Here is a 14288-nt window from a genome sequence, read left to right as displayed (position 1 = left end):
CCCACCGCTTACGGCAGTAGGAACGTCCCCTCGATCACCGTCACGCAGCGACCGCCGAGCACGACCCGGTCGCCGACCATCCGGCACATCAGCCGCCCGCCCCGCGCGCTGGCCTGTTCGGCCGCGAACGCCTCGACGCCCAGCTCCTGCGTCCAATAGGGCGTGATCACCGCATGCGCCGCGCCCGTCACCGGGTCTTCATCGATGGCGAAGGCCGGTACGAAGACGCGGCTGACCACATCCGCCTCACCCGCCCCGCCGCGCGCGGTCAGGATCACGACGTAGCGGCCCGCCGCCGCCAGCGCCGCGAAGTCGGGCGTACAGGCCCGCACCCGCGCCGCATCGTCGACAACGACCACCGCATAGCCCGCCGGATGGCGCAGCGTCGCGACCACGCCCCCGACGCCCAGCGCCTCGACCACGCCCGGCAACGCCGCAGGCACCGGCGTCCGCTCGGGCAGCGACAGGCTGTAGCCCAGCCCGTCGCGCGCTACCTCCAGCACCCCGGCATGGCGGGTCGCGAAGCGCACCCGCTCGCGCGTCGTATCGGAGGACAGTACGACATGCCCGCTCGCCAGCGTGGCGTGGCCGCACATCTCGACCTCGTCGCCCGGCGTGAACCAGCGCAGCTCGAAATCCGCCGCCGCACCGTCGGCCGCCACCAGGAAGGCGGTTTCGGACAGGTTGTTCTCCTGCGCGATCGCCAGCAGCGTGGCGTCGTCCAGCCACTCCGACAGCATCATCACCGCCGCCGGATTGCCGCCGAACGCCGCCTCGGCAAAGGCATCGACCTGAGTGAAGGGGATGCGCATCAATAGCCGATCCGCTTGCCGAACCAGTGCGGGGTCACGTCCGCCTCGACCAGCGGATTGTCGGTGTCGACATGGCCTTCGGGATCGAGATGGATCAGCACCTCGACCTTGGGGAAGGCCCGGCGCAGCGCGCGTTCGACCCCCTCGACAATGTCATGCGCGGCGGCGACGGTCAGGTCGCGCGCCACCTCCATATGGAATTGCGCGAAGTCGTGGCTTCCGGAGCGGCGGGTGCGGAAGTCGTGAATGCCCTTCAGCCCCGGCTGACGCGCGGCGACGTCCAGGAACGCGGCGCGCTGGTCGTCGGGCCATTCCTTGTCCATCAGCTGGTCGATCGCGGTCGAGGACGCCTGGAACGCGCCCCAGGCCAGCCACAGCGCGATGGCGATGCCGAAGATCGGGTCCGCGCCGTGCCAGCCGAAATACTGGTCCAGCACCATCGCGACGATCACCGATCCGTTGAGCAGAACGTCCGACTGGTAATGGACATTGTCCGCCAGGATCGCGACCGATCCGGTGCGACGGATGACGCTGCGCTGATAGCCGAGCAGCACCACGGTCGCGGCAATCGCGATGACCGACACGCCGATGCCGAACTCGGCGTCGGAGGTGGGATTGTCCGCGCCCAGCGCCATCACCGCGCGCCACGCGATGCCCGCCGCCGAGGCGGTGATCAGCGCGACCTGGAACAGCGCCGCCAGCGCCTCCGCCTTGCCATGGCCGAAACGGTGGTCATGGTCGGCCGGGGTCGCCGCCAGCCGGACGCCGTACAGCGTGACCAGGCTGGCCAGCAGGTCGAGCGCGGTGTCGGCCAGCGACCCCAGCATCGCGACCGACCCCGTCCGCCACGCGGCAAAGCCCTTCAGAGCCAGCAGGAACAGCGCCATCGCGACGCTGGCCAGCGCCGCCTTGGTCGCCAGCGGAATGACCTTCTTGCGTTCGTCCTGGGTCACGGGAACAGCAACCCTTCGTCCCAGCCATTCTCGGGCGTGCGGGTGAAGACGCGGCGCTCGTGCAGCCGGTGTTCGCGGTCGAGCCAGAATTCGATCCGCTCGGGGGACACGCGGTATCCACCCCAATGCGGCGGCCGGGGCACCTCGCCGCCCTCGAACCGGGCGCGCACGGCCTCGAACCGCGCCTCGAACGTCGCGCGGTCGGCGAGCGGGCGCGACTGGTCCGACGCCCAGGCGCCGAGTTGCGAGTCGCGGCCCCGGCTGGCGAAATAGGCATCCGATTCCGCATCGGAGACGCGGGCGACCATGCCCTCGATCCGGACCTGGCGGCGCAGCGACTTCCAGTGGAACAGCAGCGCGGCCCGGCTGCCCTCGCCCAGATCCTGCGCCTTGCGGCTCTCGCGATTGGTGTAGAACACGAATCCGCGGGCATCATGCCCCTTCAGCAGGACCATGCGGACCGAGGGCTGAAGGCGCGCATCGACCGTCGCCAGCGCCATCGCGTTGGAATCGTTGATTTCGCTCGCACGCGCTTCGGCAAACCACGCATCGAACAGGGCAAAGGGATCGTCAGCCATGCGCGCGTCCATACGCCTGTGGCCGACGAAAACCAATGTCGGGAACGGAAACGCCGGGTCCGTCATTGGTCCCGTTACGCAACGGAGAAATTCCCAATGCCCGCACGCGCTTACTGGCAGGGTCAGATCCGCCTCGCCCTCGTGTCGATCCCGGTCGAGCTGTATCCCGCGACCAAAAGCGGCGCGACCATCCAGTTCAAGCAGATCCACGAACCCAGCGGCAAGCCGATCCATTACGAAAAGGTCGTCAGCGACATCGGCCCGGTCGACACCGACGACATCGTGAAGGGCTATCAGGTCGCCAAGGGCGATTATGTCCTGCTCGACCAGGACGAGATCGACGCGGTCAAGCTGGAGTCGAAGAAGACGCTGGAGCTGACCCGCTTCGTCGATGCGGGCGAGATCAACGTCCTTTATTACGAACGCCCCTATTTCGTCGTCCCCGCCGACGATCTGGCCGAGGAAGCGTTCATCGTCCTGCGCGAAGCGTTGAAGCGGACGGGCAAGGTCGGGCTCGGCCAGCTGGCGCTGCGAGGCCGCGAATATATCGTGTCGCTTCGGCCATGCGGACGCGGGCTGATCCTGGAGACGCTGCGCTACGCCGACGAGGTGAACAAGGCGCAGGGGTTTTTCGGCGATATCGGCGATGCCAAGCCCGATGCCGAACTGCTCGAACTGGCCGAGGCGCTGATCGAGAAGAAATCCGGCCCCTTCGACCCCAAGCAGTTCCACGACCATTATGTCGAGGCGCTTCACCGCCTGATCGAACGCAAGCGCAAGGCCAAGGGCCGGAAGATCATCGAGGACGAGGATGACGCGCCCGCGCGCTCCGGCGGCCATGTCGCCGACCTGATGGCGGCGCTGAAGCAATCGATGGAGACCGGCGAGACTCGCAGCCGCCCGCGCAAGGCCCCGGCCAAGACGACGCGCAAGGCGCCCGCCAAGAAGCCCGCCCGCAAGGCCCCGGCGCGTAAACATGGCTGATCCGCTCGCCCGCTATAACGCCAAGCGCGACTTCACCCGCACCGCCGAGCCTGCGGGGACGCTGGAACCCGGCAGCGGCAACAGCTTCATCGTGCAGAAGCACGACGCGACGCGGCTCCACTGGGACTTCCGGCTGGAGGTGGACGGCGTGCTCAAGAGCTGGGCGGTGACGCGCGGGCCGAGCCTGGACCCGGACGAGAAACGACTGGCGGTCAGGACCGAGGACCATCCGCTATCCTATGCGACCTTCGAGGGGACGATCCCTTCGGGCGAATATGGCGGCGGCACGGTGATGCTGTGGGATCGCGGCACCTGGTCGCCGGTCGCGGGCAAGAGCGCCGCCGATCTGGAGGACGGGCACCTCCACTTCATCCTCGATGGCGAGCGGATGAAGGGCGAATGGCTGCTGGTGCGCATGAAGCCGCGCGGCCGGGAGAAGCGGGAGAACTGGCTGCTCCGCAAGGTCGCCGATGCGCAGGCCGGGGGCACCGACACGCTGACCGATCAGGCGCTGACCAGCGTGTCGACCGGGCGGACCATGGCGCAGATCGCCGAGGGGAAACCGGCCAGGGCAAAGCCCGCCGGAAAGGCGAAGGCCGCCCCGCGTCGGACGAAGACGAAAAAGGCCGCGCCGCCGGCGTTCCAGCCCCCGGCGCTGTGCACGCTGGTCGACCGGGTGCCCGCAGGCCAGGGCTGGCTGCACGAGATCAAATATGACGGCTATCGCGCGCTGATCGCGGTCGGCGGCGGGAAGGCGCAAGTGTTCACCCGCAACGGGCTGGACTGGAGCGACAAGTTTCCCGGCATCGTCGCGGCGGCCGCCGACCTGCCCGTCACCTCGGCGCTGATCGATGGCGAGATCGTCGCGTTCAAGGACGGGCGCCCCGATTTCTCGACACTGAAGGACGCGATCGGCAGCGACAAACCGATGAGCCTGTTCGCCTTCGACCTGCTCTCGCTCGATGGCGAGGATATGGCCGAGCTGCCGCTGGTCCAGCGCAAGGAGCGGCTGCGCGCGATCGTCCCCGATGGCGAAGAGACGATCCGGTTCGCCGAACATGTCACGGGCTCGGGCGAGGCGCTGTTCGACAGGCTGTGTGCCGAAGGGCTGGAGGGTGTCGTCTCCAAACGCGCCGACAGCCGCTATCCCGGCGGCCGGAGCCGCGACTGGCTGAAGGCCAAATGCCTGAGGCGGCAGGAATTCGTCATTGTCGGCTGGCTTCCCTCGGACAAGGCGCGGCGCGGGTTCAAGTCGCTGCTGCTGGGCGTGAACCGCGACGGCAAGCTGACCTATGTCGGCAAGGTCGGCACCGGCTTCACCGCAGCGCGGATGGACGAACTCCGCCGTCTGCTCGACGCCCGCGCCCGCCGGACCGCGACCGTCGAGGCACCGCGCGCCATGGTGCGGGGGGCCAAATGGGTTCGCCCCGATCTGGTCGCCGAGATCGCCTTTACCGAGACGACGCCCGATGGCCTGCTCCGCCATCCCAGCTTCATCGGGCTGCGCGAGGACAAGCCCGCCGATCAGGTGGTCGAGGAACGCCCCGCCCCCATCCCCGCTTCCTCGGCGGGCGAAAGCGCGGTCACGATCACCCATCCCGACCGGGTGATCTTTCCCGACAGCGACCTGACCAAGGGCGATCTGGCCGATTATGTCGCCACCGTCGCGCCGCTGATGCTTCCCTGGGTCGCGCGGCGGCCGGTCAGCCTGGTCCGCTGTCCGCAAGGCCGCGCGCGGGCCTGTTTCTTCCAGAAGCATGACGCTGGCAGTTTCGGGCCGCAGGTCCATTCGGTGCCGATCCGCGAGAAGGACGGCGGCACCGAACCCTATCTCTATGTCGAGGATGCGGAGGGCCTGCGCGCCTGTATCCAGATGGGGTCGATCGAATTCCATGGCTGGGGTGCGGGCATCGCCGCGCTGGAACAGCCCGACCGGATGATCTTCGACCTCGATCCCGACCCCAGCGTGTCGTTCGACGATGTGAAGCGCGCCGCCGTGCATATCCACGACCAGCTGGCCGAACTGGGGCTGACGAGCTTCGCGATGCTGTCGGGGGGCAAGGGCGTGCATGTCGTCGTGCCGCTGACGCCCGATGCCGAGTGGCCTGCCGTATCGGACTTTGCCGAGCGTTTCGCCAAGGCGCTGGCGCAGAGCGATCCGGGACGCTTCGTCGCGGTCATGACCAAGGCCAAGCGCAAGGGCCGCATCTTCATCGACTGGCTGCGCAACCAGCGCGGCGCGACGGCGGTCATGCCCTATTCGGCGCGGGCACGGGCCGGGGCGCCGGTGGCCGCCCCGGTGGCGTGGCGCGAGCTGGACGCGATCGACCGGGCGGCGCGCTGGACCATCCGCGACGCCGTCGAACTGGTCGCGCGCGTCGACGGCGCGGCCCTGCGCGGCTGGGGGGTCGCGGATCAAATCCTGCCCGATCTCTAATCGCCTGTTGCAACCTTGGGCGGATGCGGCGATTTTCCCCGCCCGATGGACCCATCCGAGGACAGCCCCGCGCAGGCCGCCGCCTGGATCGCCACCTATCGCAGCATCGCGACGCCCTCGGACGTGCTGGCGGGATCGGCCGACCCGGCCTGGCCCGCGATGCTGGAGGAACTGGCCGCCGTCGCCAGCAACCTGGCCCATGCGCGCGAGCGGGTGCAGCGCCATGCCGCCGATATCGGCACGGGCTTCCGCATCATCGGCGAGACCGACGAGCGCCCCTGGCCCGTCTCGCCCGTGCCCCTGCTGATCGACACCGCCGAATGGGCGGGGATCGAGGCGGGCGTAATCCAGCGCGCCGAATTGCTGGAGACGATCCTCGCCGATCTCTACGGCTCCGGCGATCTGGTAGCCGAGGGGCATATCCCCGCGGCGCTCGCGACCGGCAGCCCCTATTTCCTGCGACCCATGGTCGGGGTGACGCCGCCGGGCGGGCATCATCTCAGCTTCGTCGCCTTCGACCTGGCGCGCGGGCCGGACGGCGAATGGCGGGTGCTGGCCGATCACCTGCGCAACCCGGCGGGGGCGGGCTATGCGCTGGAGAACCGGCTGGCGGTCAGCCGGACGCTCGGCGGGCTCCAGAACCGGCTGAACGTCCAGCGCCATGCGCCCTTCTTCGCCGCCTTCCGCGCGGGGCTGGCGGCGCAATGCCGTCGCGCCGATCCGCGCATCGGCCTGCTGACCCCCGGCCGGTTCAACCCCAGCTATCCCGAACAGGCGCATCTGGCGCGCTATCTAGGGCTGTTGCTGGTCGAGGGCGCCGACCTGGCCGCGATCGAGGGGCAAGTCTATGTCCGCACGGTCGGCGGGCTCAAGCGGATCGACGCGCTGTGGCGGCGGCTCGATCCGCGCCTGCTCGACCCGCTGGCGTTCGACAGCCATTCGCAGATCGGCGTGCCCGGCCTGATCGACGCCTATGCCGAGGGACAGGTGGTGCTGGCCAACGCGCCGGGCGCGGGCGTGCTGGAAAGCCCGGCCTTCTCCGCCTTCCTGCCCGCGTTGTCGCAAAAGCTGGCGGGCGCGCCGCTCAGGCTGCCCAATATCGCGACCTGGTGGTGCGGCGGTCCTGAACAGGCCGGGCATGTCACCGCGCATCTCGACCGGCTGCTGATCGCCCCTGCCTTCGGTCCCCGGCCGCTCGGCCTGCCGGACGGCGCGCGGCCGGGCGCAGCCCTGTCGCCCGAGGAGCGCGCGACATTGCTCGCCGACATGGCCCGTCGCCCGCAGGATTATGTCGGGCAGGAGATGGTGCGGCTGTCGACCATGCCCGTCGTCATCGGCGACCGGCTGGAGCCGCGCCCCTTCACCCTGCGGGTCTTCGCCGCGCGCGATGCCGAGGGGCGCTGGACCGTCCTGCCCGGCGGCTTCGGCCGGATCGGCGACCATCCGGAAGCGACCGCCGCGATGATCGGCGAAGGGCTGTGGTCCGCCGATGTCTGCGTCCATGGGCCGGACCCGGTGGCGCCGATGTCGCTGCTCGCCGCGCCCGATTCGCTGCATGTCCGGCGCAATCCGGGGACCTTGCCCAGCCGGGTCGCCGACAATTTCTACTGGCTGGGCCGGTATCTGGAGCGTGGCGAGGCGCTGCTCGCCGCGATCCGGGTGATGCTGGGCAATTCGATCGACGTCGATGGCGGCGCGGCGCTCGATCCGCGCACCGTCGGACGGCTGGTCGGGCTGATCACCGGCGGCGGGGCCGCGCCGCATCCCGACAGCCTGCACCGGGCCGCCCTCACCCAGTTCGCCCGCACCGCGATGGAGGACGAGGCCTGGCACTCCGTCGCGCGGATCAACCGGCTGGCGCGCGGGATCAGCGAAGGGTCGCGCGATCGCCTGTCCGCCGACATGGTGCGGCTGCTGGAGGCGCCCTTCCCCAGCCATGCCGGGATGCTCGACCGGGCAGGGTCGCTCCAGCGCCGCTATGCCGCCATCGCCGGGCTGTCGGCCGAGCATATGGTCCGCACCACCGCCTGGCGCTTCCACGATCTTGGTCGCCGGGTGGAGCGGGCGATGGCGGTGGCGCGCGCGACGCGGCTGTTCGGCATGGCGGGGGCGTCGGCGGACGACCTGTCGACGCTGCTCGACCTCGCCAACAGCCAGATCAGCTATCGCCAGCGTTATCCGACCGGGCTGGCGCGCGTCGCGGTGGTCGATCTCGTCGCGCTCGACCCCAACAACCCGCGCGCGCTCGCCTATCAGACCGCGCGGATCGCCGACTGCCTGTCGCGGCTGCCGGTCCTGTCCGACGACGACATGGCCGAGCCGCAACAGGCGCTGGCCGTCGCCATCCGCGCCGCCGTCGAGACCCAGGATGCGCGCACCCTGGACGCCGATACGCTGGGCGATGTCGAGCGGCGGCTGGGCCTGCTCTCCGAGGCGATCGCGCGCCGCTATTTCCTGCAGGGAGCCGAGCCCTTGCGGGCGGGTGGATTGACACTGGCATGATCTATGACATCCGCCACATCACGCGCTTCGATTACGGCGCGCAGGTCAAATATGCGCGCTGCAACCTGCGGCTGAAGCCGATCGACTGGCCGGGCCAGACGCTGGAGGCCTATGACCTGATCGTCGAGCCGGTCGGCCGCACCCGCACCGCGCGGGCCGAGGCGGGGTTGGCGCATGTCACCCGGCTGGTCGTCGACCGGCCGGTGCGCAGCCTGACGATCGAAAGCCGCGCGCATATGGTGGTCGACCGGCCGGTGCCGATGCCCTCGCCCGGCGACCCGACGCTGGCCGAGGTGTCCGCGCTCGCCCGGTCGAGCCGCGACCTGTCGGCGGCGGGCCCGGCCAATTACATCTTTCCCTCGGCGCTGATCCCGCTCGATCCCGCCATCGCCGAATGGTGCGCCCCCGACCTGTCGCCGGAGCGTGGCGCGCTGGAGGCCGGGTTCGCGCTGGCGGGCCGCATCCAGCGCGAATTCGCCTTCGACCCCGCCGCCACCCTGGTCGACACGCCCCCGGCCGAGGCGTTTCGCCAGCGGCGCGGCGTGTGCCAGGATTTCGCGCAGATCATGATCACCGGCCTGCGTGCCGCAGGAATTCCGGCGGCCTATGCCTCGGGCTATATCCGCACTTTGCCGCCGCCGGACCAACCCCGGCTGGTCGGGGCGGATGCGACCCATGCCTGGGTGCTGATCTGGTGCGGGCCCGAACGCGGCTGGGTCGGGGTCGATCCGACCAACGGCATCTGGATGGCGGGCGACCATATCATCGTCGCGGTCGGCCGCGACTATGCCGAGATCGCGCCGGTCGACGGCGTGGTGCTCGGCTCGGGCGCGCAGAAGATGGACGTCAGCGTCGACGTCGCGCCAGTCGGGGAGATGGTGGCGGGGTAACCGGCCTCCGCCTTCTCACCGTTCGGACGGAGCAAAGGGTGCGGCCCGGCGTCAGACCGAATCCCTTGGCCTTCGACTTCGCTCAGGCTGAACGGGGATTGGGATTTTTGGGCGGATCGACATTCACGATTGCTTCTTCTTCCCTCTCCCCTGGACAGGGGCGAGGGGAAGAACAGGCATCGCTGAACGGGGGTTGGGGTTTTAGCCCTCTTCCGTCACCGCATTGGGATTGTCCTTGTCGGGGTCGGGATGGCCGCCCGTGCCGTGATAGGCCGCACCGCTCTGGCCGCCGTGGAAATCGCCTTCGCGCTCGGGCACGCCTTCGTAACCGCCGCCCTGGCTTTCGCCGCCATGCTTGCCGGGCGCGTCGGATACGCCGTCGGGGGCGCCCTTCTTGGCGTCGCCCATCTTGCCGTCTTTGCCGGTCGCTTGCATCGGCTGGGTCATGATCCGTCTCCTTCGATGCTGCAACGCATGGGAGACGGATTGCGCTCCGGTGCGGACTTCCCCACATAGATCGGTAATACACTGGCAACGGGGACAAGAGTGGCCGATCCATATCAGACGCTGGGCGTAAGCCGCACGGCCAGCGAAGCCGATATCAAGAAAGCCTATCGCAAGCTGGCGAAGGAACTGCATCCCGACCGCAACAAGGACAATCCCAAGGCGGCGGAAAAGTTCAGCCAGGTGACCAACGCCTATGACCTGCTGAACGACAAGGACAAGCGCGCCCGGTTCGACCGGGGCGAGATCGACGGCGACGGCAACCCCGCCGCGCCCTTCGGCTTCGGTGGCGGCGGCGCGGGGCCGCGCCCCGGTGCGGGCGGCTTTCGCCAGCAGTTCGACTTTGGCGGCGAGGGTGCGGACATGTCCGACATCTTCGAGGGGATGTTCGGCGGCGCGCGGCGCGGCGGATTCAGCGGCGGCTTTGGCGGTTTCGGCGGCGGCGGCCGTCGCGAGGCGCCCAAGGGCAACACGATCACCTATGCGCTCAAGGTGCCCTTCATCGACGCCGCGACGCTCAGCCCGCAGCGGGTGACGCTGGGCGACAACAAGACGATCGACCTGAAGCTGCCCGCCGGAGTCGAGACGGGCACGCAGATGCGTCTGGCGGGCAAGGGCGAGCCGGGTCCGGGCGGCGCGGGCGATGCGATTGTCGCGATCGAGGTCAGCCCGCACGCCTTCTTCATCCGCGACGGCGACGATGTCCGGCTCGACCTACCCATTTCGCTCGGCGAGGCGGTGCTGGGCGGCAAGGTGAAGGTTCCCACCGTCGAGCGCCCCGTCATGCTGACCGTGCCGCCGGGCACCAGTTCTGGTAAGACACTGCGATTGAAGGGAAAAGGCTTCCACCGCAAGGATGGCGGACGCGGCGATCAGCTCATCACGCTGATCATCGACATCCCGGCCGATGATGCAGCCTTGCAACGCTTCGCGGCCGAATGGAGCGACGACAGGAACCCGAGGGCCGCGCTGGGCGTCTGATCGTTCCATGAACGACCCGAATGGCCTGACCCCCGAAGACCGCGCGCATCACAGGGGCAAGGCCCGAACCGGGCTGGACCGGCAACTCGCCAAGGTCCGGCCAGGTTCGTACGCGTTCGAGATCCTGAAGCGGACCTCGATCGGCGTCTTCAACGACGGGTTCATCCATGCGGGCAACCTGGCCTATCTGGCGTTGATGACGGTGTTCCCGTTCTTCATCACCACGGCTGCCCTCCTCTCGCTGTTCGGGCAGAGCAACGAGACGCAGCATGCGGTCGAAAGCTTCCTGCACGTCCTGCCCCCCGATGTCAGCGACCTGTTGCGCAAGCCGATCCGCGACGTGCTGGCGGCGCGAACGGGCTCGCTGCTCTGGCTGGGCGGGCTGGTCGGGCTGTGGACGGTGGGCGGCTTCATCGAGACGATCCGCGACATCTTCCACCGGGCCTACGGCGTGAAGGCGACGGCGGCTTTCTGGCGATCGCGGCTGTCCTCGACGTTGGTCATCATCGCCTCGGTCGTCATCGCGCTGCTGTCCTTCCTGGCGGCCGGTATCCTGACCGCCGCCGAACAGTTCATCTATCGCCTCGTCCCCTTCGCGCAGAATGTCGCAGGCTGGGTCGGGCTGTCGCGGCTGATCCCCGGCGCGGTGATGTTCGGCGCGCTCTATATGCTCTTCTATTCGGTCACCCCGTCCAAATATCGCGAGAGCAACTGCCGCAAATGGCCCGGCGCGCTGTTCACCGCCGTCTGGTGGGTCAGCATGACCGCGCTGCTGCCCTGGGCGCTGTCGCAACTGGGCGGGTACGACCTGACCTATGGCAGCCTGGCGGGCGTCGTCGTGATGCTGCTGTTCTTCTATCTGATCGGCCTGGGGCTGGTTTTCGGCGCTCATTTGAACGCGGCACTGGCGGAACCGCCCGAACCGGCGCTAGAGAGGGCGATTGAAGACAGCGAACCGGCAGGAGCGGTAACGGCGTGAACGGATTGATGGCAGGCAAGCGGGGGCTCATCATGGGCCTGGCCAATGACAAGTCGCTGGCCTGGGGCATCGCCAAGCAGCTTTCGGAGGCGGGCGCGGAGCTCGCCTTTTCGTATCAGGGCGCGGCGATGGAAAAGCGGGTCCGCCCGCTGGCGGAACAGCTGGGCGTGGCGCGCCTGTTCGACTGCGACGTCTCCGAGATGGAGTCGCTCGACAAACTGTTCGAGGACCTGAAGGCGGAATGGCCGACGATCGACTTCGTCGTCCATGCCATCGGCTTTTCTGACAAGTCGCAGCTTCGCGGGCGCTATTACGACACCACGCTCGACAATTTCCTGATGACCATGAACATCTCGGCCTATTCGCTGGTCGCGGTCGCCCAGCGCGCGCGCACGATGATGCCCGAGGGCGGCTCGATCCTGACGCTGACCTATTATGGCGCGGAAAAGGTCATCCCGCATTACAACGTCATGGGCGTGGCCAAGGCGGCGCTGGAGACGAGCGTGAAGTATCTCGCGGTCGATCTGGGTCCGGAGAATATCCGCATCAACGCGATCTCGGCGGGACCGATCCAGACGCTGGCGGCACGCGGCATCGGCGACTTCAACTATATCCTCAAGTGGAACGAGCTGAACTCGCCGCTGCGTCGCACCGTGACGATCGAGGATGTGGGCGGTGCTGGCCTGTACATGCTGTCCGACCTGTCGTCGGGCGTGACGGGCGAGATTCACCATGTCGATGCCGGATATAATGTCATCGGCATGAAGGCCGAGGACGCGCCGGACATCGCGCTGGCGTAACAAACTCGTCCTCCCCTGCAAGGGGAGGGGGACCAGCGAAGCTGGTGGAGGGGTGTCGCGCTCTGCGAGCGAAGCCCTTTCCTCTCCACCGGCTACACCCCTCCGTCAGGCCTCCGGCCTGCCACCTCCCCTTCCAGGGGAGGAATAGCGGCCAACATTATCTATCGCGCCTTGTGGCCCGGCGACGCTAAAGACGAACCCATGTCCGAACAGCCCAACGCTGCCATCACCATCCGCCCCGCGCAGGGGCAGGACGTCGCCGCGCTCGACGCGCTGCTGGTCGCCAGCTTCCCCGCCCCCGCCGAAGCCGCGCTGGTCCGCGACCTGTGCGTCGAGGGCGACATGGTGCTGATGCTGGTCGCGATCGACGAGGCGACGGACGCGCTGGTCGGCGCGATCGCCTTCAGCCGCATGAGCGTCGAGATCGGCGGCAAGCCGATCAACGCGGTCGCGCTCGCCCCGATCGCCGTCGCGCGCGACTGGCGGCAACAGGGCGTCGGCGAGGCGCTGGTCGCCGCGGGGATCGAGCGACTGGAGCAGGAGGGCGTCGTCCTGTGCTTCGCGCTGGGCGATCCCGCCTTTTATGGACGATTCGGCTTTGCGGCGGACGTGGCGCGCGGTTTCGACAGCCCCTATGCGGGCGATTATTTCCTGGCGGTGCCGCTGCAAGGCGGACTGATCCCCTGCGGCGTGCGGGGCGCCGCCGCCCATGCCCCCGCCTTCGCCCGGCTTGGAGACGCAGCGTGAGTTTCAACAGTTTCGGCCGCCTGTTCCGCTTCACCACCTGGGGCGAGAGCCATGGGCCTGCCCTGGGCGCGGTGGTCGATGGCTGTCCTCCGGGGATCGCGCTGTCCGAGGAGGACATCCAGCCCTGGCTCGACAAGCGCCGTCCGGGCACCAGCCGCTTCACCACCCAGCGGCGCGAGCCCGATCAGGTCCGCATCCTGTCGGGCGTGTTCGAGGGCAAGACCACCGGCACCCCGATCAGCCTGATGATCGAAAATGTCGACCAGCGGTCGAAGGATTATTCCAACGTCGCGCTCGCCTATCGTCCCGGCCATGCCGATTATGCCTATGACGCGAAATACGGCTTTCGCGACTATCGCGGCGGCGGGCGCTCCTCGGCGCGCGAGACGGCGGCGCGGGTTGCGGCAGGCGCGGTCGCGCGGGCGGTGATCCCACAGGTCCGTATCCGCGCCTGGGTCGAATCGATCGGCGGCGACCGGATCGACTATGATGCCTTTGACGATGCGCAGATCGACGCGAACCCGTTCTTCTGCCCCGATGCGGCGGCGGCGGAACGCTGGGAAGCGATCGTCGACGGCGCGCGGAAATCAGGTTCCTCGGTCGGTGCGGTCGTCGCGTGCGAGGCGACCGAGGTTCCCGCAGGCTGGGGCGCGCCGCTCTATGCCAAGCTGGACAGCGAACTCGCCTCGGCCTGCATGAGCATCAATGCGGTCAAGGGCTTCGAGATTGGCGACGGGTTCGCCGCCGCCGCGCTGACCGGCGAACAGAATGCCGATCCGATGCGCAGCGGCAATGGCGGCCCGCGCTTCCTGGCCAATCATGCGGGCGGGATCGCGGGCGGGATCGCCACCGGCCAGCCGGTGACGATGCGCGTCGCGTTCAAGCCGACCAGCTCGATCCTGACCCCCGTCGACACCATCACCCGCACCGGCGAGGAAACGCAGATCGCGACCAAGGGCCGTCATGATCCCTGTGTGGGCATTCGCGGCGTTCCGGTTGTGGAGTCGATGGTCGCGCTAGTTTTAGCCGATCAGGCGTTGCTTCATCGCGGTCAGTGTGGTTAACTAAAGGAACGGACGTTCTCCTGCCTCGTTAACTATTACGAGAATAAAGCAGGAGAG

Annotated in this window: 13 protein-coding genes; 9 read left to right on the top strand and 4 right to left on the bottom strand. The window is 68.5% G+C overall.

The features are described 5' to 3' along the window. Positions 1-8: 8 nt before the first annotated feature. From ACFX59_RS10360 to pdxH, 3 genes are read right to left on the bottom strand one after another with little or no spacing between them, the layout of a single operon-like run. Positions 9-812: a PhzF family phenazine biosynthesis protein gene (locus ACFX59_RS10360; RefSeq protein ID WP_387432181.1), complete on the bottom strand. Its 804-nt coding sequence runs from the start codon at positions 810-812 to the stop codon at positions 9-11. Beyond that, positions 812-1765 (bottom strand): cation diffusion facilitator family transporter, encoded by a 954-nt coding sequence (locus ACFX59_RS10355; RefSeq protein WP_307102910.1) that lies wholly within the window; start codon positions 1763-1765, stop codon positions 812-814. Before ACFX59_RS10355 ends, ACFX59_RS10360 begins: the two co-directional genes overlap by 1 nt. Beyond that, entirely contained in the window at positions 1762-2343 is a 582-nt protein-coding gene (gene pdxH, locus ACFX59_RS10350) for a pyridoxamine 5'-phosphate oxidase (protein ID WP_387432179.1), read from the bottom strand. The genes ACFX59_RS10355 and pdxH overlap by 4 nt, the downstream gene beginning before the upstream one ends. Before the next feature lie 96 nt (positions 2344-2439). Between pdxH and ACFX59_RS10345 the strand changes: the two genes are divergently transcribed. From ACFX59_RS10345 to ACFX59_RS10330, 4 genes are read left to right on the top strand one after another with little or no spacing between them, the layout of a single operon-like run. Beyond that, positions 2440-3327 carry a Ku protein gene (locus ACFX59_RS10345; RefSeq protein ID WP_307102906.1) on the top strand — a complete coding sequence of 296 codons (888 nt, stop codon included), beginning with the start codon at positions 2440-2442 and terminating at the stop codon, positions 3325-3327. Beyond that, positions 3320-5764, top strand: a complete 2445-nt coding sequence (gene ligD, locus ACFX59_RS10340; RefSeq protein WP_387432176.1) for a DNA ligase D — start codon at positions 3320-3322, stop codon at positions 5762-5764. Before ACFX59_RS10345 ends, ligD begins: the two co-directional genes overlap by 8 nt. A 45-nt stretch (positions 5765-5809) precedes the next feature. After that, complete coding sequence (locus ACFX59_RS10335; protein ID WP_387432174.1) at positions 5810-8266, top strand: circularly permuted type 2 ATP-grasp protein; 2457 nt, start codon at positions 5810-5812, stop codon at positions 8264-8266. Further along, positions 8263-9156, top strand: a complete 894-nt coding sequence (locus ACFX59_RS10330; RefSeq protein ID WP_387432171.1) for a transglutaminase domain-containing protein — start codon at positions 8263-8265, stop codon at positions 9154-9156. The genes ACFX59_RS10335 and ACFX59_RS10330 overlap by 4 nt, the downstream gene beginning before the upstream one ends. A 201-nt stretch (positions 9157-9357) precedes the next feature. Here ACFX59_RS10330 and ACFX59_RS10325 read toward each other — a convergent pair whose 3' ends face one another. Then, positions 9358-9603, bottom strand: coding sequence for a hypothetical protein (locus ACFX59_RS10325; RefSeq protein ID WP_307102899.1), 246 nt, complete (start codon positions 9601-9603; stop codon positions 9358-9360). 99 nt (positions 9604-9702) lie between these two features. On the opposite strand from ACFX59_RS10325, the gene ACFX59_RS10320 reads away from it, so the two are divergent. The 5 genes from ACFX59_RS10320 to aroC all read left to right on the top strand — a co-directional run bounded on the left by ACFX59_RS10320 (position 9703) and on the right by aroC (position 14231). Next, on the top strand, positions 9703-10641 hold the full coding sequence (locus tag ACFX59_RS10320) for a J domain-containing protein (RefSeq protein ID WP_309692705.1): 939 nt from the start codon (positions 9703-9705) through the stop codon (positions 10639-10641). A 7-nt stretch (positions 10642-10648) separates the two neighbouring features. Next, positions 10649-11620, top strand: a complete 972-nt coding sequence (locus tag ACFX59_RS10315; protein ID WP_307102896.1) for a YihY/virulence factor BrkB family protein — start codon at positions 10649-10651, stop codon at positions 11618-11620. Positions 11621-11628: 8 nt separating this feature from the next. Beyond that, positions 11629-12420 (top strand): enoyl-ACP reductase FabI, encoded by a 792-nt coding sequence (gene fabI, locus ACFX59_RS10310; protein WP_261269366.1) that lies wholly within the window; start codon positions 11629-11631, stop codon positions 12418-12420. A gap of 201 nt (positions 12421-12621) precedes the next feature. Further along, positions 12622-13167 carry a GNAT family N-acetyltransferase gene (locus ACFX59_RS10305; protein WP_307102894.1) on the top strand — a complete coding sequence of 182 codons (546 nt, stop codon included), beginning with the start codon at positions 12622-12624 and terminating at the stop codon, positions 13165-13167. Beyond that, positions 13164-14231: a chorismate synthase gene (aroC, locus tag ACFX59_RS10300; RefSeq protein ID WP_387432167.1), complete on the top strand. Its 1068-nt coding sequence runs from the start codon at positions 13164-13166 to the stop codon at positions 14229-14231. The genes ACFX59_RS10305 and aroC overlap by 4 nt, the downstream gene beginning before the upstream one ends. Positions 14232-14288 lie beyond the last annotated feature (57 nt).

Origin of the sequence: Sphingomonas sp. NCPPB 2930 (genome assembly GCF_042867205.1) — a bacterium.
GTDB lineage: Bacteria > Pseudomonadota > Alphaproteobacteria > Sphingomonadales > Sphingomonadaceae > Sphingomonas.
The sequence above is the reverse complement of the archived record's forward strand: the minus strand, read 5'-3'. Positions and strand labels throughout refer to the sequence as shown.